This window comes from Bacillus sp. AC266 (assembly GCF_979253805.1).
Map to the genome: position 1 here is coordinate 1 of NZ_CEEDEC010000001.1, position 21,289 is coordinate 21,289.

23 protein-coding genes and 2 pseudogenes are annotated in these 21,289 nt (G+C 33.7%); 17 read left to right on the top strand and 8 right to left on the bottom strand.

The genetic code is table 11. From position 1 onward, the window contains the following. The first annotated feature begins 245 nt into the window (after window positions 1-245). Genes AC0IXC_RS00005 through AC0IXC_RS00020 form a run of 4 tightly spaced genes read left to right on the top strand, consistent with a single transcriptional unit; the run spans window position 246 to window position 2,886 of the window. Entirely contained in the window at window positions 246-626 is a 381-nt protein-coding gene (locus AC0IXC_RS00005) for a GntR family transcriptional regulator (protein WP_326997370.1), read from the top strand. Then, entirely contained in the window at window positions 623-1,321 is a 699-nt protein-coding gene (locus AC0IXC_RS00010; RefSeq protein WP_326997371.1) for an ABC transporter ATP-binding protein, read from the top strand. The genes AC0IXC_RS00005 and AC0IXC_RS00010 overlap by 4 nt, the downstream gene beginning before the upstream one ends. Further along, on the top strand, window positions 1,318-2,112 hold the full coding sequence (locus tag AC0IXC_RS00015) for a hypothetical protein (protein ID WP_001068593.1): 795 nt from the start codon (window positions 1,318-1,320) through the stop codon (window positions 2,110-2,112). The genes AC0IXC_RS00010 and AC0IXC_RS00015 overlap by 4 nt, the downstream gene beginning before the upstream one ends. Before the next feature lie 39 nt (window positions 2,113-2,151). Next, window positions 2,152-2,886: a Bax inhibitor-1/YccA family protein gene (locus AC0IXC_RS00020; RefSeq protein ID WP_471652412.1), complete on the top strand. Its 735-nt coding sequence runs from the start codon at window positions 2,152-2,154 to the stop codon at window positions 2,884-2,886. Between the two features lie 474 nt (window positions 2,887-3,360). On the opposite strand, the gene AC0IXC_RS00025 is transcribed toward AC0IXC_RS00020, so the two are convergent. Then, the gene (locus AC0IXC_RS00025) at window positions 3,361-5,325 is read right to left on the bottom strand and encodes a M6 family metalloprotease domain-containing protein (RefSeq protein WP_471652413.1); all 1,965 of its coding nucleotides are present in this window, start codon (window positions 5,323-5,325) and stop codon (window positions 3,361-3,363) included. A gap of 375 nt (window positions 5,326-5,700) precedes the next feature. Between AC0IXC_RS00025 and AC0IXC_RS00030 the strand changes: the two genes are divergently transcribed. The 5 genes from AC0IXC_RS00030 (at window position 5,701) to AC0IXC_RS00050 (ending at window position 9,594) form a co-directional block, all read left to right on the top strand. Then, window positions 5,701-6,069 carry a hypothetical protein gene (locus AC0IXC_RS00030; RefSeq protein WP_326997374.1) on the top strand — a complete coding sequence of 123 codons (369 nt, stop codon included), beginning with the start codon at window positions 5,701-5,703 and terminating at the stop codon, window positions 6,067-6,069. 425 nt (window positions 6,070-6,494) lie between these two features. After that, the gene (locus AC0IXC_RS00035) at window positions 6,495-7,886 is read left to right on the top strand and encodes an FAD-binding oxidoreductase (RefSeq protein WP_016100874.1); all 1,392 of its coding nucleotides are present in this window, start codon (window positions 6,495-6,497) and stop codon (window positions 7,884-7,886) included. Between the two features lie 6 nt (window positions 7,887-7,892). Then, window positions 7,893-8,240 (top strand): DUF4260 domain-containing protein, encoded by a 348-nt coding sequence (locus tag AC0IXC_RS00040; RefSeq protein ID WP_098636330.1) that lies wholly within the window; start codon window positions 7,893-7,895, stop codon window positions 8,238-8,240. Window positions 8,241-8,264: 24 nt separating this feature from the next. Continuing rightward, complete coding sequence (locus AC0IXC_RS00045) at window positions 8,265-8,801, top strand: GrpB family protein (RefSeq protein WP_215590032.1); 537 nt, start codon at window positions 8,265-8,267, stop codon at window positions 8,799-8,801. Between the two features lie 187 nt (window positions 8,802-8,988). Continuing rightward, window positions 8,989-9,594, top strand: coding sequence for an FMN-binding negative transcriptional regulator (locus AC0IXC_RS00050; RefSeq protein ID WP_201064913.1), 606 nt, complete (start codon window positions 8,989-8,991; stop codon window positions 9,592-9,594). 438 nt (window positions 9,595-10,032) lie between these two features. On the opposite strand, the gene AC0IXC_RS00055 is transcribed toward AC0IXC_RS00050, so the two are convergent. From AC0IXC_RS00055 to AC0IXC_RS00075, 5 genes are all read right to left on the bottom strand, one after another. After that, complete coding sequence (locus AC0IXC_RS00055; RefSeq protein WP_016091949.1) at window positions 10,033-10,221, bottom strand: Phr family secreted Rap phosphatase inhibitor; 189 nt, start codon at window positions 10,219-10,221, stop codon at window positions 10,033-10,035. Beyond that, window positions 10,218-11,312 (bottom strand): response regulator aspartate phosphatase, encoded by a 1,095-nt coding sequence (locus AC0IXC_RS00060; RefSeq protein WP_001102705.1) that lies wholly within the window; start codon window positions 11,310-11,312, stop codon window positions 10,218-10,220. The genes AC0IXC_RS00055 and AC0IXC_RS00060 overlap by 4 nt, the downstream gene beginning before the upstream one ends. 275 nt (window positions 11,313-11,587) lie before the next feature. After that, window positions 11,588-13,054, bottom strand: coding sequence for a protein adenylyltransferase SelO (locus AC0IXC_RS00065; RefSeq protein ID WP_471652414.1), 1,467 nt, complete (start codon window positions 13,052-13,054; stop codon window positions 11,588-11,590). Window positions 13,055-13,231: 177 nt separating this feature from the next. Continuing rightward, window positions 13,232-14,230 (bottom strand): NADP-dependent oxidoreductase, encoded by a 999-nt coding sequence (locus AC0IXC_RS00070; protein ID WP_471652415.1) that lies wholly within the window; start codon window positions 14,228-14,230, stop codon window positions 13,232-13,234. Window positions 14,231-14,248: 18 nt separating this feature from the next. Then, entirely contained in the window at window positions 14,249-14,584 is a 336-nt protein-coding gene (locus AC0IXC_RS00075) for an ArsR/SmtB family transcription factor (protein ID WP_206703444.1), read from the bottom strand. Window positions 14,585-15,126: 542 nt separating this feature from the next. On the opposite strand from AC0IXC_RS00075, the gene AC0IXC_RS00080 reads away from it, so the two are divergent. From AC0IXC_RS00080 to AC0IXC_RS00115, 8 genes and pseudogenes are all read left to right on the top strand, one after another. Continuing rightward, window positions 15,127-16,746, top strand: coding sequence for an FAD-dependent oxidoreductase (locus tag AC0IXC_RS00080; protein WP_471652416.1), 1,620 nt, complete (start codon window positions 15,127-15,129; stop codon window positions 16,744-16,746). A gap of 216 nt (window positions 16,747-16,962) precedes the next feature. Continuing rightward, window positions 16,963-17,154 (top strand): annotated as a pseudogene (locus AC0IXC_RS00085) (hypothetical protein); the annotation flags it as partial. Next, complete coding sequence (locus AC0IXC_RS00090; protein WP_471652417.1) at window positions 17,151-18,146, top strand: WXG100 family type VII secretion target; 996 nt, start codon at window positions 17,151-17,153, stop codon at window positions 18,144-18,146. The pseudogene AC0IXC_RS00085 and the gene AC0IXC_RS00090, both read left to right, overlap by 4 nt. Before the next feature lie 16 nt (window positions 18,147-18,162). Continuing rightward, complete coding sequence (locus AC0IXC_RS00095; RefSeq protein ID WP_471652418.1) at window positions 18,163-18,813, top strand: hypothetical protein; 651 nt, start codon at window positions 18,163-18,165, stop codon at window positions 18,811-18,813. 31 nt (window positions 18,814-18,844) lie between these two features. After that, window positions 18,845-19,108: a DUF4176 domain-containing protein gene (locus tag AC0IXC_RS00100; protein WP_471652419.1), complete on the top strand. Its 264-nt coding sequence runs from the start codon at window positions 18,845-18,847 to the stop codon at window positions 19,106-19,108. A 99-nt stretch (window positions 19,109-19,207) separates the two neighbouring features. Further along, window positions 19,208-19,348, top strand: coding sequence for a hypothetical protein (locus tag AC0IXC_RS00105; protein WP_471652780.1), 141 nt, complete (start codon window positions 19,208-19,210; stop codon window positions 19,346-19,348). Window positions 19,349-19,366: 18 nt separating this feature from the next. After that, window positions 19,367-20,146: a hypothetical protein gene (locus AC0IXC_RS00110; protein WP_407707560.1), complete on the top strand. Its 780-nt coding sequence runs from the start codon at window positions 19,367-19,369 to the stop codon at window positions 20,144-20,146. Continuing rightward, window positions 20,143-20,406, top strand: coding sequence for a DUF4176 domain-containing protein (locus AC0IXC_RS00115; protein ID WP_471652420.1), 264 nt, complete (start codon window positions 20,143-20,145; stop codon window positions 20,404-20,406). The genes AC0IXC_RS00110 and AC0IXC_RS00115 overlap by 4 nt, the downstream gene beginning before the upstream one ends. Before the next feature lie 61 nt (window positions 20,407-20,467). Here the strand turns inward: AC0IXC_RS00115 and AC0IXC_RS00120 are convergent. Both AC0IXC_RS00120 and AC0IXC_RS00125 read right to left on the bottom strand, forming a co-directional pair. Further along, window positions 20,468-20,701: pseudogene (locus tag AC0IXC_RS00120) on the bottom strand (hypothetical protein); the annotation flags it as partial. A 93-nt stretch (window positions 20,702-20,794) separates the two neighbouring features. After that, complete coding sequence (locus tag AC0IXC_RS00125; RefSeq protein ID WP_002033424.1) at window positions 20,795-21,283, bottom strand: DUF3916 domain-containing protein; 489 nt, start codon at window positions 21,281-21,283, stop codon at window positions 20,795-20,797. Between the last annotated feature and the right edge of the window lie 6 nt (window positions 21,284-21,289).

The following is a 21,289-nucleotide window of genomic DNA, read 5'->3' on the forward strand; positions in this document are numbered from 1 at the left end:
CTTTCTGTATATTTCTACAAAAAGAATAGCGTTTTTTTCGTTTTATGGATACAATTTTTTAGCTTGATGGCGATGTGACGTGACCCCATAGAATTCCTTAAACGGTCATTTATGGGATTTTGTTAGTTACACTAATTCACTAAATATATCACCTTCTATTTATTATATTTTTCAAAATAACTATTTACATATAATTTATATCAGTGTACTATTTATCTAGTACACTAATACAGAGGAGGAGAGAAATGAAAACTGAGTTTTCTCCTAATATCCCCATTTATGTTCAGGTAATGGAATACATCAAAAAAGAAATTGTAACAGGACGTTTGGTGCCAGGTAATAAAATTCCTGCTGTACGTGAATTAGCGGGTGAATTACAAGTGAATCCAAATACAATTCAACGTACGTTTCAAGAGCTAGAACGGGAAGGTATTGCTGAGACACGTAGAGGAACAGGAAGATTTGTAACAATGAATGAAGAAAAAATTACAGAGCTACGCAAAGAAATGGCAAAAGAGTTGATTGATAATTTTATAAATGGAATGAATAACTTAGGATTTATGGAAGAAGAGGTTCTCTCAATACTCCGTTCTTCTTTGGAAAAGAAAAAGGAGGGAAATGAATGAAAGAATTATTGGAAATTGAAAATCTATCGAAAAAATATGATTTAAAAACAGTGATTCAAGACGTAAGCTTAACAATATCAGAAGGAAAAATTATCGGTCTTGTTGGTGAAAATGGTAGTGGTAAAACGACATTATTAAAAATGATATCTGGTTTACGTTACCCTTCGAAAGGAAGTATTACAATTAAAGATAAAAAGGTGGGATTAGAAACAAAAAAAATCGTTTCATTTATGCCCGATAGTCCTGTTTTTGAAAAATGGATGACTGTAAAAGATGCCTTGTTGTTCTACCGAGATATGTATGCTGATTTTAATCTACAACAGGCAATAGAATTAATAGCTAACTTTAAAATCCCGCTAGAGGAGAATATAAGCATCTTATCAAAAGGGAAAACAGGGATATTACAGCTAATATTAACCTTTTCAAGGAAAGCACAGGTATATGTATTAGACGAGCCATTAGGTGGAATTGATCTTGTTTCTAGGAAGCATGTATTAGATTTAATTCTTAACTTTTATCGTGAAGATAGTACCATTCTTATTTCGACTCATTTAATAGAGGAAATTGAAAATATATTTGATGAGGTAATCTTTTTAAAAGACGGGAGTATTGTATTGCATGAAAATGTAGAAGAAATTCGTTTTCACCATGGAAAAGCAGTACATGAGTTATTTAAGGAGGTTTTTGAGAAATGAATCCACTTTTTCGTTATTTATTTAATTGTAATAGAAAAAAGATAGCCGTCTTTTATTTTGGATTTATTACTATTTCGTTACTTCTTTTATTTAATATGATGGGACTATCGAAGGTTACAAATCAGCTTACAAAGGATATAACATTAGGTATATTTATTTCAATAATAGGTAGCACTGCATTTTTACTGATTTTAATAGCCTTGCCATCTTTCAATAAAATGCTAAAAAATACTATGATACGTTATACAGCCATCTCAGGAAAAAAATATATATATGCAAATTTATTCTTTTTCACGTTAATGTTTATTCTTTTACTAGTAATAGGCTTAATTTTTCTATACTATTTCTCCCAGAGTACCTACGGTGGAAAAGTAGTCGGGGGATACCAACAAGAATTTCATGAGTTATATGCATATGGATTTCTTCATCACATACTTTCTGTTTTATTATGGGGAATCGATTTCATGAGTATATTAATCTCTTGCTATTTCATCATGGTAATTACAAAGCTGATTCCTATAAAGTCATCAATGAGTAAGATGGTTATATCGATTATTTTCTTCGCTTTATTTTTAACAATCCAAACATTAGTACTGGATGTTTTAAGTAAATTAGAGAAATATGTAATCACCATAAAGAGTACGGGATTCATAGATAAAAATGGTTTTATTGACACATCACTTTATCCTAGTGAAGGATTCACTATTTTAGATGTATGTTTTACTTGCTTATTCATAATTGCCCTAACAGCTATTACAGGACGTATCATTGATAAAAAATTAGAAATATAAAGGTCCACTTTAAAGGTAGAATTTATTTAGGAGGTAGAAATGAGAACAACTAATCCAATATTAAAAAAAGACAAATTTCATAAAGAGAAGACAAATGCTGCTACAATGACTATTGGCGGAACGATAGGAAAAACATTCGTTTTGCTTATCTTACTTCTTGCATCATCTATTTATTCATACGTAAAGATGATACAAGGAGAAATGAAAATACCCGTGTTGATTGGAATTATAATAGTTACTCTAATTGTCGCATTTGTAGTTATATTCATTCCGCGCATATCCCCAATTTGCGCACCGATTTACGCAGTATTACAAGGGATTTTATTAGGAAGTATTTCAGCATATTATACACTGCGTTTTGGTGATTCTATCGCTTTAACTGCCGTATTACTAACAATTTCAATTTTATTTGCCATGTTAGTGTTATATGCAACTCGAATAGTAAAAGTAACTAAAAAGTTTCGTGCGGTTGTAACGGTTGCAACACTTGGAATTCTTATTATGTATTTTATTGTTTTCTTACTGGGCATCTTAGGGGTGACTGTTCCATATATTCACCAAGGTGGGACAATTAGTATCATAATAAGTACAATTGTAATTATTGTTGCTGCATTAGATTTATTACTAGATTTTGATTCAATTGAACATGGTACTCATAGTGGAGCACCGAAGTATATGGAATGGTACAGCGCAGTAGGGCTTATGATGACATTAGTATGGCTATACCTGGAGATCCTTCGTCTGGTTTCTTACATTATGAAAAACAAAGACTAAAAAACATCCTGCATGGTTCAAACATGCAGGATGTTTTTTAGTCTCATATTATCAATTAGTTCAATACAGACAGTAACAAATGTATTAATTCAACCCATACTTATAAATGTAATCTTCCTTCGATTACTACAAACGAGTTAACAGTAAAAAGCCGATTCCCCCTTAGCTTACGAAATTTGCGTTTTATTTGTGTTACCCCATTGCTTTCAAGCTAAGCTCATGCAAATTCAATTTTAGGCGAGATTGTTTCTTTTTTCTAAAAGACAAGTATAGGTGAGTGAAATATTTGCATAAGAAATAAACCCTAACAAGTTTCAAATTTAGGCTAAGCTAAGCAATTCAATTTTATCAATCTGTGTGTTTTTACATATTGGAAAAATAAGGAGGTTATCAAAGGCTGAACGAAACTCTCAGCGGATGATAACCTTCTGAAATAGCGTGTCAATGATTTAAATAGATATCCTCACAAATATATTATTGAGCCACTCCAAATACATTGATTTCAGCCGCACTTGTCCATGGATTATTGTTTACCTCGCTTAATGCACGTAGTCTAATATAACGACCTGTCTTGTTTGCAAAGCTAACTTCTTTCAAATTAGTATTATTGGCAAAAGCACCTATGGATACAGCTGTTCCCCAATTCACTCCATCACTACTAACGTAAAACTCATAGTCTTTAATCGTTCCGTTGATTTGGCCATCTTGCCTTGGCAGATAGCTAAATTTGGAGAGGTTATAGGTTGCACCTAAATCAATTTGAATCTCGTGCGGCATTGGAGCTACGGGGCTCCAGTTTGTATGCCAAAATGTGTCTTTGTTTCCATCAAAGGTATACGTACCTAAATTGTACCAATTATAGCTATCTACATATTTTAGTGTCCAGTTTGTTTGCGGAATTAAACTAGCTTCTTTTGTTGTGACTGCTACATTCATAGCAGAATTACTTGTACTTGTCGTTGTAATCGTTACTCCTGATTTTTCTCCCGTGTAGGTATTACTATTCGGATTGGTGTCTGGCCCAAAGGTAGCAGCATGATTTTGATTCGTGTAATAGAACGGGTCTTGGTATTCACTGATGGATTGCTCTATATCAATGAAGGGATGAGGATCACTGGAATTATTATTCATGGATTCATCAATATGCCAAACCGCAATGCCACCAGAATTTGTTGGTAAACTCGCATCATATCCAACCTTTGCGCGATTCTCAACTAAAAAATACGTATTATCCTTTAAAGGTATCTTTAACACATTATAGTTATTTGGGATCGCATTTAGAGTAAGGTTGTTAGTGGTATTTACTACATTTGGTGTTACAAATCCTAATTTTACTTTTGACCAGGCATCCATATGACCGGGTGTAGCTCCATAATCTTCTCCTTGAAGACTATTCCAAGAGCCATTACCCATTATACTTAGACTACCCACATGATTATTATCACCATATAGATCTGGCAGGCCAAAGGAATGACCTAACTCATGAGCAGGGATACCAATCGTTGCCATATGACCATATTGTTTTTCACCCTGCGCCGTATACATGCCTGATACAGTAACACCATCGTGATTTGTATTTGGAGCATACGACTGATGTGCCCAAATATAAGGAAGTGGAGCACCAGGAGCAGCCTGTTCATTACCAGCAAGAAAACTTACAATGTAGAAGCCATCTTTAGAGTCAATGACTTGATCATTATTAGTATCAAGACTAGCAAAATTCACCTGAGGATCAGCTTTAGCAAGTGCATCTGTTATAACCGTACTCATGCTTTTTCCCGAGGTACTCGGATGAGCGTAGTCTAATTTTATTTTAACTACCCCATCATTTTGCGTACCATATGCTTCGGAAGCTGGAGCAATCTGTACTTTTCCATTACTTACTTCATTAAAGTAATTCTTTACTGACTTTTGATTTGTAGAAAAGAATTTGTTACTCCAATCGTTATCGTTATATGCAATATCAACATCTGTGAACCCAATTAACAAAACAAGTAATTTTTTGGTTCCTAAAACTGGAGTGACAGTTCCATCAATATTTTTTGGTGATTCTTTTTGTAATTTATTCAAGTGCTCCTGTTTTTTCTTTGCTTGAGGGTTGTATTTCTTTATCCATTTGTTCAAATTGTTCTCATTTACTGCCATGGAAGGTTTCTTATCAATTTTATATTTTTTTCCCGTCGATTTCAGTTCATCTGATGTAAGCTCAGCGTAATTCCAATACCCCTTCTGATCTTGTAAAAGTACGTCGCCATCCTTTGTACTTGCCCAATGGAACCATTCATCTCCATGCAACGTGCCCTCAAACGATTCGCCTGACGGCTGCTTCATTTTGACAACTCCATCGTATGCTGGTGCGGCAAAAGCATTTGTTTGAACATACAAAACACAAATTAAAGAAAAAACGGATATGAACAGGAATTTAAAAACTCTTTGCATAAACCTTCCCCCTTTTTCAATGGTATGTGGAATATTCTATTGATAGCCAAACTAGATTCATACATGGAATCAATCGACGGATACATCTGTATAAGGCTAACAGAATACCTTTAATTATAATTACAGGAATTTGAAAAAATGTTATTTTTTAATCGAATTAATATTTTCTCAAGATTAGCCCATAAAGGGGGAGTACCACATCGCTACCAAGCTAAGAAAATAAAACTACCCTCAGAATGAAAATTTTATCCATTGTTGAATACTAATAAGATGGTTATGTTAACTGAAGGCACTAGATTTATATCGCGAAATTTATATGAAAAAGATAAAATGGAAGGTGTTTGAAATATTTGGATAAAAAAGAGGCGAGAAACGATGAATATAATTGAAAAAAATTTAAAGTTAGATATTAATTGTATTGTATTTATTGGAAGAACATTTGAGGAATACGTTAAAATGTTTGATTTATCTCCTGAAATTTTAGAGAATATGAAAGTTTTAGACTGTGCAGGCGGAGCATGTTCTTTTACTGCACATGCCAATAAATTAGGTATTGATTCTACGTCTTGTGATTTTGCTTATTATCATGAGGTAGTTGACTTGGAACAAAAAGGATTAGAAGACATTGAACATACTATAGAACATATGGAAAAAGCATCAGGAAACTATGTATGGGAGTATTTTTCGTCTATTGATGCATTAAAAGAAGAAAGAAGCCGTGCTTTAAAAGATTGTGTTCGTTGATCTTATCTTATTATTTGTAGATTTTTGATACGGGTATTTTTACCCATCCCTCGAAAAGGGGGAATGCGGGATTCAGCCCATCAAATTAAGATTTTGAGGTTCCCCTTTAACGAAAATTTTGTGTTTTTTATAGCAACGAAGTTCATTTTTATCGTTTTGGGGCAACCTGTTCCGTTAGGTTGATGGGCATGTGGTGCTACCCCATACAAATAAAAAGTTTGATTATAAAGTTTGATTATATATAATCAAACTCAAAAACTCTAAATATAAGGTCTGGTTTTGTTTTATTATACTATTTACCTTATATTCTAATATACTGCAAGTTCTTTTTTAATATAAAACCTCAGGAATCTAACTATTCTGATTATTATGTATAAAAATGGTATAATTAATGTAGAGTAAATAATATAAAAGGAGAGTATGTAATGGAAATAACAATTGAGCGTTTAGTAAATGAATTAAAGGATGTACTTCCTGAAGATCAAGTAGTGGTTAATAAGACAGTAAGAGAGTTACATAGTAAAGATGAATCTTACCATAATAGTAGTTTACCTGATGTAGTTGTTTTTCCGAAAACGATGGAAGAGGTTAGAGCAATAATGAAAATAGCGAGTGAGCATAAAAAACCTGTCATTCCATTTGGAGTAGGTTCTAGTTTAGAAGGTCATATAATTCCTTATGAAAAGGGGATTACAGTTGATTTTTCATTAATGAACAAAATACTTGAAATAAGAGAGAAAGATTTTCTTGTGAAAGTACAACCAGGAGTGACTCGTTCTCAGCTCAATAAAGAATTGAAAAAGTACGGTTTGTTTTTTAGTGTAGATCCAGGTGCAGATGCAACGTTAGGAGGCATGGCTGCTACGAATGCGAGCGGAACGACAGCGGTTAAGTATGGCGTAATGCGTGATCAAGTTCGTGATTTAGAAGTGGTGCTTGCTGATGGGCAAGTGATACATACTGGCAATTTAGCGGCGAAGTCATCATCAGGTTATCATTTAAATGGTATTTTCGTAGGATCAGAGGGTACGCTTGGATGCTTTACAGAGCTAACATTAAAAGTATACGGCATACCAGAACATGTTATGGCTGCGAGAGCATCGTTTCCAACTATAAATGATGCAGTAGAAGCTGTTATTAATATACTGCAAGCTGGCATTCCAATTGCGAGAATAGAACTTGTTGATGAATTATCTATGAAACAAGTAAATCATTATAATGAGACAAATTACAGAGAAGAACCAACACTGTTTTTAGAGTTTCACGGAAATGAAGCGGGATTAACGCAAGATATCGAGTTTACGAAGGAAATTGTTTTTGATCATAAATGTAAAGAAGTTGCTTTTGAAACTGAAACTGCGGCAAGAAATAAATTATGGGATGCAAGACATAACTTAGCTTATTCTTACGTTCATAGTTACCCTGGCAAAAAGCTAATGAGTACAGATGTATGTGTGCCAATTTCAGAGTTAGCTGGCGCGATTCAAAATGCGAAAGAGACGTTAGATAAGGTGGGCCTTGTTGGTGGTATTCTTGGCCATGTAGGAGACGGGAATTTTCACGTGCTCTTAATGATTGATCCAAATGATAAAGATGAAGTGAAAAAAGCGGATGAAATAAATGAAAGTATTGTACTGTATGCTCTTAAGCGTGGCGGAACTTGTACAGGAGAGCATGGCGTTGGAATAGGAAAGCAGAAGTATCAAGAAGAAGAACATGGTGCGGCATTATTGGTAATGGAGAAAATAAAGAAAGCTCTTGATCCGCAAAATATTTTAAATCCGAATAAAATTTTCAAGCTAACAGATAAGGAATGATGAAGTTTGGAGAAACGAATTATACACTTTGAAGGATTGGTGGTCTTATTAGTTGCAATTTATATATATGGATTATGTGGATTTAGTTGGTTATTATTTATTGTATTACTTTTTGCACCTGATTTAGCAATGGTGGCGTACGCTATTAACAAACGTATCGGTGCACAAATTTATAATCTATTTCACACATATATCATATCAATATTACTTGTTTTAATAGGGGTCTATTTAAAGATGGATACGATTTTAATGATTGGTTTAATATGGACAGCACATATTGGAATGGATCGAATGCTTGGGTATGGATTGAAGTATGAAACTGATTTTAAGGATACGCATATTCAGAGGTTATAAAAGTGATTTGAGAAGGGTGGTCAATTGAAACAATTTATTACTGTTGAGAAATATAATACACAATGGGAAAGTGAATTTTGTAAATTACAGACGTTGATTAATAACGTAATGGGAGAACTCATTTTTTCTATAGAGCACGTTGGGAGTACATCTGTTAAAGGCCTTGCTTCTAAACCGATATTAGATGTCGATGTTGTAATAGAAGACTATGATGTTTTTCCAAAAGTAATAAAGAGACTTGAACAGGTAGGTTATTTTCATCAAGAAGAGTGGAGTTTTAAGGGGAGAGAGGTTTTTGGGAGAAAGGGTCAATATGTTCCGAGGGACGGGAAGAATACAATTTGGATGGAACATCATTTATATGTATGCGATAAGAATAGTGAAGAGTTAAGAAGACATGTAGCGTTTCGTGAGTATCTTCGTGGAAATCCAAACGTTGTTATTGAATATGGAAAGCTAAAGAAAGAATTAGCAGAAACGGCGGAAAATCGCTTAAATTATAGCTTAGGTAAAACGGAATTTATTGAATATGTATTAGAAAAAGCTATGAAGGATCGTTGAATAAGGGAGTTTGTATAAATAAAAAAATTGACTAAGGTGGCAGAAATCATATAATGCCACCTATTATTTTTGAAACAAAGGTTTTACTATATGCACTGACCTTATAAAACAATTATCATCTGTCCCTGCCCAATAATAAATCTCGTAAATATAATGGGAAATAAGAAGATAAGAAAAGAGGGAGCTTATGTACATACCAAAACATTTCACTATACAAGATGAAGAGACGAAGTACGAAATGATTGAACAAAATAGCTTTGCAACTTTATTTTCTCAACATAACGGAGCACCGTACGCAACGCATTTACCGTTATTGTTAAATAGGGAAACACTTACTTTATCCGGGCATTTTGCACGTCCAAATGAGCAGTGGAAAGATAGTGGAAATCAACAAGTGTTAGCTATTTTTCAAGGGCCACATAGTTACATCTCTCCGTCATGGTATGAAACAAATAAAGCAGTACCAACATGGAACTATGTTGCGGTGCATGTATATGGGGAGTTAGAAATTGTTGAAGATGAACAGGAATTAATAGATTCTCTTCAAGATTTAGTACATAAATATGAAAATCCAAAGAGCACGTACTCACTGAATAATGTAGATCCGAATTATATGGAAGGATTAAGTAGGGGAATAGTTGGGTTCAGAATAAAGATAAATAAAATAGAAGGGAAAGCGAAGTTAAGTCAAAATCATTCTGTGGAGAGAAGAGAATTAGTTATAGAAGAACTTGAGAAAGTTGGGAGTGAAGGGAGCAGGGGGATTGCAGGGTTGATGAAGGAAATAGAGTGATTTCATATGAAACAAAGGGATATTTCTATTTTTGTAGAAATATCTTTTACTTGAAAGAAAAACTGCCTCCGTAGCTCTAGAAGGGAAGAGCGCCGGAAAACAGTGTAGAACCGGGTCGCAAGGCGAAGGTTTCAGAAGCACCGAAAAGCAAATAAGCTGAGACAGGTGAAACTCCTGTCGGTGAAATTCCGTAGGGAAGCGTGTTCCCCTTAGCCTATGCTTACGAAAGGAGTGCGGGTTCGAATCCCGCCGGAGGCATAGCTTATTAGAGGAATGGGATATCAATTCGGAATTGTATTACTTTATTAAGTGTTGTAATAATAGGTGGTTTAGTATCTCTTGCGCTACCATTTGTTTATTAAAAAGTACTCGATACATCAACAAAATAAGCGCATTTAAAACGACCTTCTTAATCGAAGGTCGTTCATTTCTTTGGTATTAAAATGTTTTTTCAGCAGTTGTTGGATTGTAGTCTTTACTAACGTCAACTGATTGAACAAAATCAGGTCGTTGTGGTGCAGGAAGATCGGCATGACTTGCTTGATATGTAAATGAACTATTTATTCCAATAGACACAATACCAATAACAGATAATCCTAAAACGAGAGAACTAATTTTTTTAATCATTTTAGAGCTCCTTTCTCAAACGTTTTTTCTTTTGCTTGTAACGCTTTATGAAAATATTCACTCGCCTTTATATGATTATTTTCATCATAAAATTTAACAGCTAGTTTCTCTGAATACTCTTGAGTGTAGTTATATAAAGATTCTTTGTCGAAATAAGTAATTCCTTCAAGAATAATTTTTTCTAGATCTTCAGTTGACTCATTATTGTTAAATGAATTTAAATTTTTAAAATGAAGTATATATTCTTCATTATTTAGTTCTGTACAAACTTTTAATCCTTTTTTAATAAGTTCTTCAGCAATATTTATTTCACCAAGTTTAGAATGTTCTCTAGCTTGTAAAAAGGTCGCTTTAAAATGTGTAGGTATTTTTGTTGTAACTTCTGATAAATGTCGAATTGCTAGAGGAGAAAGGTTTTGACTTGCATAGAGCCAACCTAGATTATTGCGAACACTTAAAACTAAAGCATTTTCGTTGAATTTTTGTAAAATAGAAAGAGCAGAATTGAATTTTTCCTCTGCTTGTTCATATTGTTTTAAAAATACACATGAAGAACCAATTATGTTGTCACAAAGGGCTAATTTTATTTCAAATCCTTTTTCAGTAATGAAAATTTCTCTGGCTTTTGTTGCTTGCTGAATTGCTTCAATAGGTTTATAAAAATGTTGATTAAAGATAGCGAATCGATAATTGAATTCTGCTTCCTCTAATTTATCTGAAATATTGACTAATAGTTTCTCTGCCTTTTCATAATGTTTACTCGCTAAGTTATAATTTGTTGTTAAAGTAGCATAAATCGCTTTAAACAAATTATAGTAATAAGAAAGTGGATGATTAGATGAGATAGTATAAGAATCTATCTTATCAAAACTATCTTTTGTAATACTTAAACTAGCTGTTAAAATTTTATAGCGAAAATCTAGTAAGGAATAGTATAATGCTAAATTTTCGTCTTCTTTAAAATGTAGTTCCTTTTCCTCAATTTCATGCTTTAAATTCGTCGCCTGTGAAACATCTTGCTTTAGCATAGCTAAATACCAATCATTAAATAGTTTTGTAATTTGTTCATTACCTTGTAGTTGAACGTTCATGAAATCCCCTCACTTTTTGAATATTCTTATAAAACATATTATCAAAAATAACAATATTTAGAAATGGGGTTTTATATTTCTCAATATTTGTTTAGTGGATTTATTATTAAACAAATTGGAATAAAGTTAGTTTTGTTCTTTAGTTTAAGGGAGGGGAGTGTGGAATATAGTAAGGATAACTATAAGATGCTTCAATCTGTCTTTTTAAAAGGGAAGTGTATAAAAAAGGTGTGTTCATACAATTTGTATGAACACACCTTTTTTATGTTAAATAATCACGTCCCGCAAAAAGTCCTATAAGGGCGATTCGACGGCGCTGGAGGCATGCAGTAATCCGCTTGTTCTTGAGAATATTCATAAGGATTTGCTAAAGCTTGAAGAAGTTTCTCCATTACGCTATAGTCTCCATCTTTAACAGCTGCTTCTAGTGCTTCTTCTACTCGGTGGTTTCGAGGGATGATTACTGGGTTGTTATTTTTCATTAATTTGTATGCATCATCTTTCGATTCTTTTTGTCTTTCTAACCGAGATTGCCATAGCTCGTACCATTCTTTAAATTCAGGACTTTCAAATAAAGGTGCATTTTCTAATATATTGACAGTTAATGCACGGAATGTATTTGTATAATCTGCTTTATATTTTTCCATTGCTTTTAAAAGTTTCTCAATAAGTGATTGATCTTGCTCTTCATTGCTAAATAGTCCTAATTTCTTCTTTATTCCGAGGAACCAATTGTTTTCGTACTGCACGCTAAACTTTGAAATTTCATCTTGTGCAATTTTTAGTGCTTCTTCTTCATCTTCATGCAGTATCGGTATTAAAGATTCAGCTAAACGTGCGAGATCCCATGCAGCCATATATGGTTGATTTCCGTATGCATAACGGCCTTGTGTGTCAATAGAGCTAAATACTGTTCCTTGATTATAACTATCCATAAAGGCACATGGACCGTAATCAATCGTTTCACCGCTAATCGTTATATTGTCAGTGTTCATTACGCCGTGAATGAAGCCAACGAGTTGCCATTTTGCGATAAGGCTTGCTTGTCTCTTAATGACTTCTTGTAGTAGTGCGACATATGGATTTTCAGTAGATTCAACCTCTGGATAATGTCTTTTTATCGTATAATCAGCTAAAGCTTTGAAATCTTCGATTGAGCCTCGAGCTGCGGCGTATTGGAATGTTCCAACGCGTATATGACTGCTTGCAACTCTAGTTAAAATAGCTCCAGGTAACTTCGTTTCGCGATAGATTGGTTCGCCAGTTGAGACTACTGCTAAACTGCGAGTAGTTGGAATATCAAGCGCGTACATCGCTTCACTAATAATATACTCACGTAGCATTGGACCGAGTGCAGCACGACCATCACCGCGGCGTGAATATGGAGTTGGACCGGAACCTTTCAATTGAATATCAAACCGTTCGCCTGAAGGAGTAATTTGTTCTCCAATTAAAAGGGCACGACCATCTCCTAACATGTTGAAATGACCAAATTGGTGCCCAGCATACGCTTGAGCTAGTGGATGAGCTCCTTCTGGAATAGTATTACCAGCTAAAATGGCGATTTCAGCGTCCTTTTTTAGTTCCTCAGGATTAAAGCCAAGAGATATTGCTAAAGAATTATTTAGTTTAATTAACTCCGGTGAGTGTACAGGAGTTGGGGGGATTTCTGTATAAAATGATTGTGGTAAAGTCGTATAACTATTATCTAAATTCCAACCTGCTTCATTATTTTTAGTCATTTTATCTCCTCCTTGTTTATTTTTTTATTATGTATTTGTATGTATGTATTCTTTGTAAAATTAGCTAAAAGTATAATATGATATTTCCCCTTGAAATCTATTGTAAGGACTTCATTGCACTATGTCTATTTAACAGCAAATAATAAAACTCCATTTTAAAAAAATGGAGTTTTATTATTATTTAATTTTTACAATTATCTTTCCTTTTGCTCTTCCAGACTCTGAATATTCCATTGCTTTTTGAGTATCTTCAAAAGGGAAAATGCGATCGATTATAGGTTTGATTTGTCCACATTCAATATACTTTGCAATTATACGTAATTGATCTCCGCTTGGTTTCATAAACAAAAACGAATATTGAGCATTATGCTTTTTTTCAAGTGCAGTAAGTTTTTTGCTTGCTAATGAAAATAAGAGTGTTTTGAAAAATCCTGAACCAAATTCTTTACCGAAGCGAGCATTCGGCATTCCTGAAATGGAAACAATGTTCCCTTCGCTTTTTATAATATCGAATGATTTTTCAAGTGTTGTACCGCCAAGTGTATCAAATACCGCATCATAATTTTTCAGTATATCTTCAAACTTTTCATTTTTGTAATTAATAATTTCATCTGCGCCAAGAGACTTTACTAAATTTTCACCAGCTTCACTAGCAGTTGTTGCAACAGTGGCACCCATTATTTTTGCTAACTGAATTGCGAAAGTACCAACACCGCCGGATCCAGCGTGAATCAAAATCTTTTGTCTTTTTTGTAATTGCATGATGTCATGTAATGCTTGATATGATGTTAAGCCAACGAGAGGAATCGACGCCGCTTCCTCAAAAGTTAAATTTTTCGGTTTTAAGGCTATATCATCTTCATGAATGGCTATATATTCCGCAAAAGTACCGATCTTATCTTTTCTTGGACGTGCATATATTTCATCACCAACTTTAAATTGAGTCACCTTTGTTCCGACTTTTACAATGACACCAGAAAAGTCATTACCAAGAATAAGGGGCATTTTATATTTAAGTAACAACTTCACTTTTCCATCGCGTATTTTAAAATCAATTGGGTTAATGCTAGCTGCATGAATTTCTGTGAGCACCTCATACTGATTTATTTCAGGGGTGGGCATCTCAGTCATGCGCATTGGAACTTTCCCATACTTATCAATCACCATTGCTCTCATTTCTTATACCTCCAAATTTCAATAAAAGTTTTGCAGTAGCTTCTCAATATCTAATACAAGATTTTTTAATAATCCTAATTTTGTACGTATGTCAATATAATAAAAGTTCTTTGTACCTTCTTTACGCATTAAGATAATACCAGCTTCTCGTAAAATCTTAAGGTGATGTGATACTGCTGGTCGAGAAAGGTGTGTTTGTTTAGTGATTTCGCCAACACGTAATCCAGTTTGACATTCTGTTTTCATTAGAACTAACAAAATAGCTTGACGTGTTTCGTCACCAATTGCCACTAATACTTTTTGACAATTAATAAAATCTTCTTTAATAACATTTAATTGTTCTTGTTTATTCATTTCAATTACTATACCTCCAATAATTAGTCGAAAGGTTTAAGATGATGAACCATTACATTGATACGGTAATGCTACATGAATGTTGTATGAGCTGCAATATTGAGAAAGAAAATCGAGACGAAGCCATTTTTACGTATTGAAAATTATGGAGTAGTTATTATAGGGAATAGAAAATAATGGAGTTGAAAGGTAGAAAATGATTTAACAATGCGTTGTCTGCCGAGGATAAAGGGTAGCCATTTAACAATAAAATAAGCGGTCGTAACCTTGTATAATTTACAAGGTTACGACCGCTTATAATGTTTTTATTATTTTTGATGTCTATATCAGAGAATAGTTCAAAGTAAAGTAGGGCCTTCTTTTTTATCCTTTCATACACACACAAATTAAGTGACTTGTAGATGTATGAAAGGATAAAAGTAATTTGGGGCGTAATCTATCTATATGATAATTCAAAATGAAATATAAGTCTATATTTTTGTTGGTTTTTTGATTATATTTATGTCACTGAGCTCAGAAGAATATATGTGGAGGGAAAATGTATGGAATCGAAACATGTACCAGTTTTAATTGTTGGAGGGGGATTATCAGGATTATCGTCTGCATTATTTCTTGCGAAACATAACATTGATTATGTACTTATTGAAAGGCATCCGTCTACTGCGATTCATCCGAAAGCGGGTGGAATTACATTTCGCACAATGGAATTATTCCGAGAACTGGGTCTAGAAAAAGGAATTAGATTAGCTGGTAAAGCATTAGAGAATTGTCACGGGAGAATTGCAGTTCAAACAATAGCTGAGGTAAAGCATGAAGAGTTGGAACAAATAAGGGCGGCGCAGTATGAAAATAGCGAAAATTTATTTCGTAAAGTGGAAGAAATTAGCCCATCAAAACAAACTGCTTGTTATCAAATTACTTTAGAGGAGATGATGTTACAAGAAGCACAGAGATTAGGCGGGAAGCTATCTTTTTATCATGAACTAGTTTCTTATGAGCAAAATGGAAACGGAGTAATAGCAACGATTCGAAATCGTAAAACGAAAGAAGAGAGCATGATTCATTGTGATTATGTAATTGCAGCAGATGGAGCGAAAAGTAAAATACGTGAACAGTTAGGTATTTTAACCGAGGGCCGTGGTACAATCGGTGGTTATTATATGAACATATATTTTGAAGCGGATTTGAGTGAATTTATTAAAGGAGACGCATTCGGTTTTACTATGATACTTCATCCAGAAGTAATTGGTGCGCTTATTCCAGTCGATAACGAAAGTAAATGGATTTATCATGTAGCTTATGATCCAGTAAAAGGGGAGCGACCAGAGGATTTCTCTATAGAACGCTGTAAACAAATTATTCAAACTGCAATTGGAAGTACGGATATTAAGCCAGAAATAGTAAGTGTTTTGCCGTGGGAAGCGAGTGAAAGTACAGCGGTAAAATTTCAGGACAATCGCATCTTTTTAGTTGGTGACTCAGCGCATATTATGCCGCCAACAGGAGGATTCGGTTCAAATACAGGAATACAAGATGCACATAATTTAGCTTGGAAATTAGCGGCTGTTATAAAAGGGAAAGCAAATCCAAAATTGTTAGAAACGTATCATGACGAGAGATATCCTGTTGCAAAATTAACGACGGACCATGCGAGTAGTATATTATTTCGTGCTGCGAATAGAGAGGAAGGTAATTTGAGTAATATGGATAGTTTAGCTGTCACTGCTGGTTATCAGTATTGCTCAGAAGCAATTATAGACGAATGTAACACACCGCATAGAATGAATATAGTTGATTTGAACGGACGCCCGGGAACGCGTGCGCCACATTTTTGGGGAACTTATGAAGGAAATGAAGTTTCTATACTTGATCTATTTGGTAGCAACTTTGTGTTACTTACTGGAGCAGAGCCTAGTGCTTGGAATGAAGCTGCACGTGACGTTTCATCTAAAATAGGAGTAAATATAAAAGTGTATCGTGTTGGTTTAAGTGGAGACTTTGTTGCTCAAAAAGATGTTTTGAGTGAACTATATGGGATAGGGCATGGAGGTGCTGCATTGATTAGACCAGATGGCTTTATAGGATGGCGTTTGGAAAAAGAGGTAGTAAATCCAGATGTAGTGCTTGAAGAAGTAATGGGTAATTTATTATGTGATTTTTAAGTAACTAAGGAAGTATTGTCTTATATAGGACGATACTTCTATTTTTTTAGCTTACAAAATAAAATTGTTTAGTGAAGAGCCATTATTATTATAAAAATATATGTAAATTAATTCCCTTTCTTTTTGTTGTTATTAGAATTTTTTTAGTTTTTAGTTATAAGTGTTGGCAATTACTAGATTGAATCATTTTTTTATTGTATTATATTTCCTAGAGATTATATAAAGGACTCATGGTCTACAGACTGTATTCAGTTTTTATATAGTCAAAATCAATATTGGCTAATCCAAAAAGTTTTAGATAATAAGCAAACACAAACGAATTTTATTTGCCTTGATACCTTTACAATTACTGAAGAGATAAAGAAAATGGTACTTTATCTTAAATCATTAGGCGGTAAAACAAGGTGAGCGGTGAAATTAAGGTTACTCCTGATCATTTAAGGAAACTGGCTTCTAATATAGAACAAACAGCTCATGAGCTATCTGAAACACATCAACGTATCAATCAGCAGTTATTTGATATTCCTTTCCAAATATCTGGAAGAGATGCTGTGTTAAATCAATCCCAATACGCAGGCTCAGTGTTAGCTACTATAACGACAGTTTTAAAAGAACATAGTGATGCATTAAGAAAAGCTGCTGATCGTTTTGAGAAGGCTGATCAACAAGAAGTTTCATTTGGAGAAGAAGCAATTGAGATAAATTGGTTTGCACCGTTTGGTGGCGATATTGGTGATTGGAAAGATAACCCTGCAGGGTCTTCATTTACTTTACTGGGTACCGTAACGGAAGGTGCAGCTGCCTATAAATTGGCATCTTTACATAATAAAGGCTTGCGTGTAACACCCTACACAGATAGAAAAGGAAAAGAAATGGTAAGATTTCAAAATCGCACCGTACTAAAGGATAAAAATGGACTTAATGTGATAAGGCGTACAAAATTACCTTTAGCCGAAGTCAAGCAAATAGACGATGTAAAAAGACATGTTTTATCACCAAAAGAAATTCTTAAAGATTCATTGAAATTAAAAACAAATGTTTTAGGCTATGCAGCTGTAGGATGGGATGTAATTAATGATACAAAGGAAAATATTGAAAATAAAGCGTCAAAAACTAAGATAGCTGGTGATATTATTGGTGATGCAGCAATCGGGGTTGGTACAACTGCTGTAAGTGCCTTTGCGGGAGCCAAAGCAGGTGCATTGGTTGGAACTTTTTTGGGAGGTCCAATCGGAACTGTTGCTGGAGCTTGTATTGGCTTTGGTGTTTCTATAGGAGCTAGTATAATAACAGATGGAATTAAGTTTAACAAAGGTGATTGGAATCATGATGGTAAACAGGATTCGATAAAAGATAGAGTTAAATCTGGAATCGGAGCAGCTTTAGATAAAATTTTTTAGTTTTTGGGAGATTAATATGGAAAAATACCACGGAAAAAGCACAGAACAAATTATTCGGAAATTGATGCCTGACAGTGTAAGGTCGAGTGTCGTTATGGTGTGGGTAGTTATTAATTTTATGATTTTAACCCCATTTTTATTTCCTCCAACCTTTACTATATACTTATATATAATTTTACCTTTTCTTTTGTCTGCTAATATATGGGGGGTATGGGTATTTTTTTGTAAACCAAATGAGCCAAGGTTGGTACACATTTTATATAATGGATTTATGGGAATAACTTTTTCTTTTGGAAGCTTTATAGTGATTCAAAAGCTTGCATATACTTTTATTAAAATTGAAACACCTCTGTTTTTTATTGTTACTTTTGTGCTTTACATTTTTACAATTTATAAATTGACTTCTATTGGAATGAAAAGTTTTTTAAAGCGATTAAACAATGAAGAAAATGGAAATATCAAAATTTCTCCAATTGTTTATTTTTCAGGATTGGGATATATTATTGGACAGATATGTATAGGTTCATTATCACAAAATGCTTTAGCGACGGTCTTAATTTTAGTCTTTTCTTTATTTGCTGTTGTGTTTAGTATATCTGGAGCTTATATATGTATATATATCGATTTAAAGAAGCGGAAAACCAAGCTAGGTTCCTTAAATTCTTAGCAAAAAACAATTAATAAGGAGGGGCCATACAATGAATTCGCAACTTTTTCCTATAGGCTCTATTGTAATTTTAAAAGAAGGTACAAAGAAAATCATGATTTTCGGGAGGAAACAACAAGTAGAAACGGATGAGGTAAGAAAATTCGATTATATGGGATGTCCTTATCCAGAAGGCTATCTGAATCCAGATTTCACTTATTTATTTAACCATGATGATATTCAAGAAGTTGTTTCAACAGGATATGAAGATCAAGAAGAACGTACTTTCCAAGAAAATGTATTGTCTAAAATATAATAAGAAATAATGTAAAAAAACTGTTTAAACAAGCAGTTTTTTTACATTATTTCTTATTAGTGATGCAGCAAATGGAACCTTTATTGGAGTGGAATAAGCTTGGATGTTTTCATGGAAATTAGTATGTTCACTGATGGAATCAAATTTAACAAAGGTGATTGGAATCATGATGGCAAACAGGATTCGATAAAAGATAGAGTTAAATCAGGAATTGGAAATGTATTAGATAAAATCTTTTAATTTTTTATGAGGTGTATAATGGACAAATATAATGGCAACAGCATAGATGATTGTATGCGGATATTAATACCATTTGATATAAGAAATATTGTAGGGGCCTTTGTGTGGGTTATCATGAATTTTATGCTACTTATCATTCTATTCATATTTCCGCCGTACAATATATACTCTTACGCAGCTTTTCCATTTTATGTGATATGTAATCTATGGGGAATTTGGGTTTCTATTCATAAGCCTCGGCAGCCTCAATTGCAACATTTACTATATTCTGGATTTGTTGCGTTAAGTATTTCATTTTGTAGCTTTATAGCTGTGCAAAAGTTAGCTTACGAATTCGTAGAAATAGAGTCACCTTTATTTTCTATTCTATCGCTTATTGCATATAGTTTAATTGTTTATAAATCTGAATTATTTTGGATTAAATATTTTACAGCCCGCTTAAGGGGGACAACTGATCAAGATGTGAAAATTCCTAAAATTGTATATTTTTCGGGTTTAGGTTATATGATTGGTCAAGTTATTATTGGGATTTTGAGCCAAAAAGCTATGGCGATTGTGCTAATCGTTATTTTGTCATTTATTTCAGTTGTTTTCCTAGCGCTAAGTACACATTTGTATTTTTACTTTGATTTCAAAAAACAAGGTATTACTTCGCGACATTTAAAAGAATTATATTCTCAAAAGAAGCCTAAATTGTCAAGGAAGGAAAGGAGACAATCCACGGCTGCTTCGGGACATGTAAATATACCACATTCTCAAAAGAAACCTAAACTTACAAGAAAGGAGAAAAGACAATGAATTCACAACTGCTCCCTATAGGTTCTATTGTAATTTTAAAGGAAGGTACAAAGAAACTCATGATTTTTGGGCGGAAACAACAAGTAGAAACGGATGAGGTAAGGAAGTTCGATTATATGGGGTGCCTGTATCCAGAAGGCTATATGAATCCAGATTTCACATGTTTATTTAACCATGATGATATTCAAGAAGTTGTTTTAACCGGATATGAAGATCAAGACGAACATACTTTCCAAGAAAATGTATTGTCTAAAATATAATAAGAAATAATGTGAAAAACTGTTTAAATAAGCAGTTTTTTTACATTATTCCTTAATTTCAGTTTGGATGTTTCATTCCATGTAAACTAGTACCACCTGTGACGATAATTTGTGCACCTAAACCTTGTTGATAAGCATGTAAAGGAGCTTGCCAATTACCAGGATGGGAACCACCGAAAACGAAAATTGCATCACACTGTTGTGGTGTTGATTCTTTTAGGAAAGCGATTTCGGTTATTTCTTCAATTTGTTTTTTCGTAAGATGTGGGACTTCAGGATATTTAGGGATTACCATATGAAAACCTCCTATATAGTGAAATGTCAAATTCATCATATAGCGATGTTGTTTAGTGGAAAAAGGGAAGTTTTTCATTTGACAGTTCCCCTTTTATGATAACTCTCCTATAAACAAAAGTTCTCCTTCATCATAAAATCCATCTTCATCATGGATTATCTCTTGGAAATGCAATGTTTGGACACTGTTAGAAATTGATATTTTCCATTCATGCCCGAAGTCGGAAGCATTGGAGAGGGGAATCCATTTTTGAAATTCGTTATCTCTATTGAAAAAATTTTGAAAGTAGTCATCGTTTTTAAATATGATGATTTGTGAGTTCCATAAGCTTGCTATTTTGATCATAACAACGACTCGATATGTATTTGTATCGTTCGGTTTCATTGTCATTAATTGATTCGCTTGATTTAACAGGGTTTGAATGCACAATCGCTTTACTTTCCTAGGTGTTGTACTAGAATCGATAAAAGCTTGAGAGCCTGGTAAAGACATATGCCAGTATTCATCGTTATAGAAAGTAGACGGAAATGCTTTAGTAGAGTCTTCAATTCTTTTTATAAGAGTTTTTGTTTTTCGTTTCATTCCGCG

What these genes read in the sequence shown, in the direction of transcription:
- AC0IXC_RS00005 (WP_326997370.1), top strand. Translation starts at nt 246, where the DNA reads ATGAAAACTGAGTTTTCTCCTAATATCCCCATTTATGTTCAGGTAATG.
- AC0IXC_RS00010 (WP_326997371.1), top strand. Translation starts at nt 623, where the DNA reads ATGAAAGAATTATTGGAAATTGAAAATCTATCGAAAAAATATGATTTA.
- AC0IXC_RS00015 (WP_001068593.1), top strand. Translation starts at nt 1,318, where the DNA reads ATGAATCCACTTTTTCGTTATTTATTTAATTGTAATAGAAAAAAGATA.
- AC0IXC_RS00020 (WP_471652412.1), top strand. Translation starts at nt 2,152, where the DNA reads ATGAGAACAACTAATCCAATATTAAAAAAAGACAAATTTCATAAAGAG.
- AC0IXC_RS00025 (WP_471652413.1), bottom strand. Translation starts at nt 5,325, where the DNA reads ATGCAAAGAGTTTTTAAATTCCTGTTCATATCCGTTTTTTCTTTAATT.
- AC0IXC_RS00030 (WP_326997374.1), top strand. Translation starts at nt 5,701, where the DNA reads ATGAATATAATTGAAAAAAATTTAAAGTTAGATATTAATTGTATTGTA.
- AC0IXC_RS00035 (WP_016100874.1), top strand. Translation starts at nt 6,495, where the DNA reads ATGGAAATAACAATTGAGCGTTTAGTAAATGAATTAAAGGATGTACTT.
- AC0IXC_RS00050 (WP_201064913.1), top strand. Translation starts at nt 8,989, where the DNA reads ATGTACATACCAAAACATTTCACTATACAAGATGAAGAGACGAAGTAC.
- AC0IXC_RS00055 (WP_016091949.1), bottom strand. Translation starts at nt 10,221, where the DNA reads ATGATTAAAAAAATTAGTTCTCTCGTTTTAGGATTATCTGTTATTGGT.
- AC0IXC_RS00060 (WP_001102705.1), bottom strand. Translation starts at nt 11,312, where the DNA reads ATGAACGTTCAACTACAAGGTAATGAACAAATTACAAAACTATTTAAT.
- AC0IXC_RS00065 (WP_471652414.1), bottom strand. Translation starts at nt 13,054, where the DNA reads ATGACTAAAAATAATGAAGCAGGTTGGAATTTAGATAATAGTTATACG.
- AC0IXC_RS00070 (WP_471652415.1), bottom strand. Translation starts at nt 14,230, where the DNA reads ATGAGAGCAATGGTGATTGATAAGTATGGGAAAGTTCCAATGCGCATG.
- AC0IXC_RS00075 (WP_206703444.1), bottom strand. Translation starts at nt 14,584, where the DNA reads ATGAATAAACAAGAACAATTAAATGTTATTAAAGAAGATTTTATTAAT.
- AC0IXC_RS00080 (WP_471652416.1), top strand. Translation starts at nt 15,127, where the DNA reads ATGGAATCGAAACATGTACCAGTTTTAATTGTTGGAGGGGGATTATCA.
- AC0IXC_RS00095 (WP_471652418.1), top strand. Translation starts at nt 18,163, where the DNA reads ATGGAAAAATACCACGGAAAAAGCACAGAACAAATTATTCGGAAATTG.
- AC0IXC_RS00100 (WP_471652419.1), top strand. Translation starts at nt 18,845, where the DNA reads ATGAATTCGCAACTTTTTCCTATAGGCTCTATTGTAATTTTAAAAGAA.
- AC0IXC_RS00110 (WP_407707560.1), top strand. Translation starts at nt 19,367, where the DNA reads ATGGACAAATATAATGGCAACAGCATAGATGATTGTATGCGGATATTA.
- AC0IXC_RS00115 (WP_471652420.1), top strand. Translation starts at nt 20,143, where the DNA reads ATGAATTCACAACTGCTCCCTATAGGTTCTATTGTAATTTTAAAGGAA.
- AC0IXC_RS00125 (WP_002033424.1), bottom strand. Translation starts at nt 21,283, where the DNA reads ATGAAACGAAAAACAAAAACTCTTATAAAAAGAATTGAAGACTCTACT.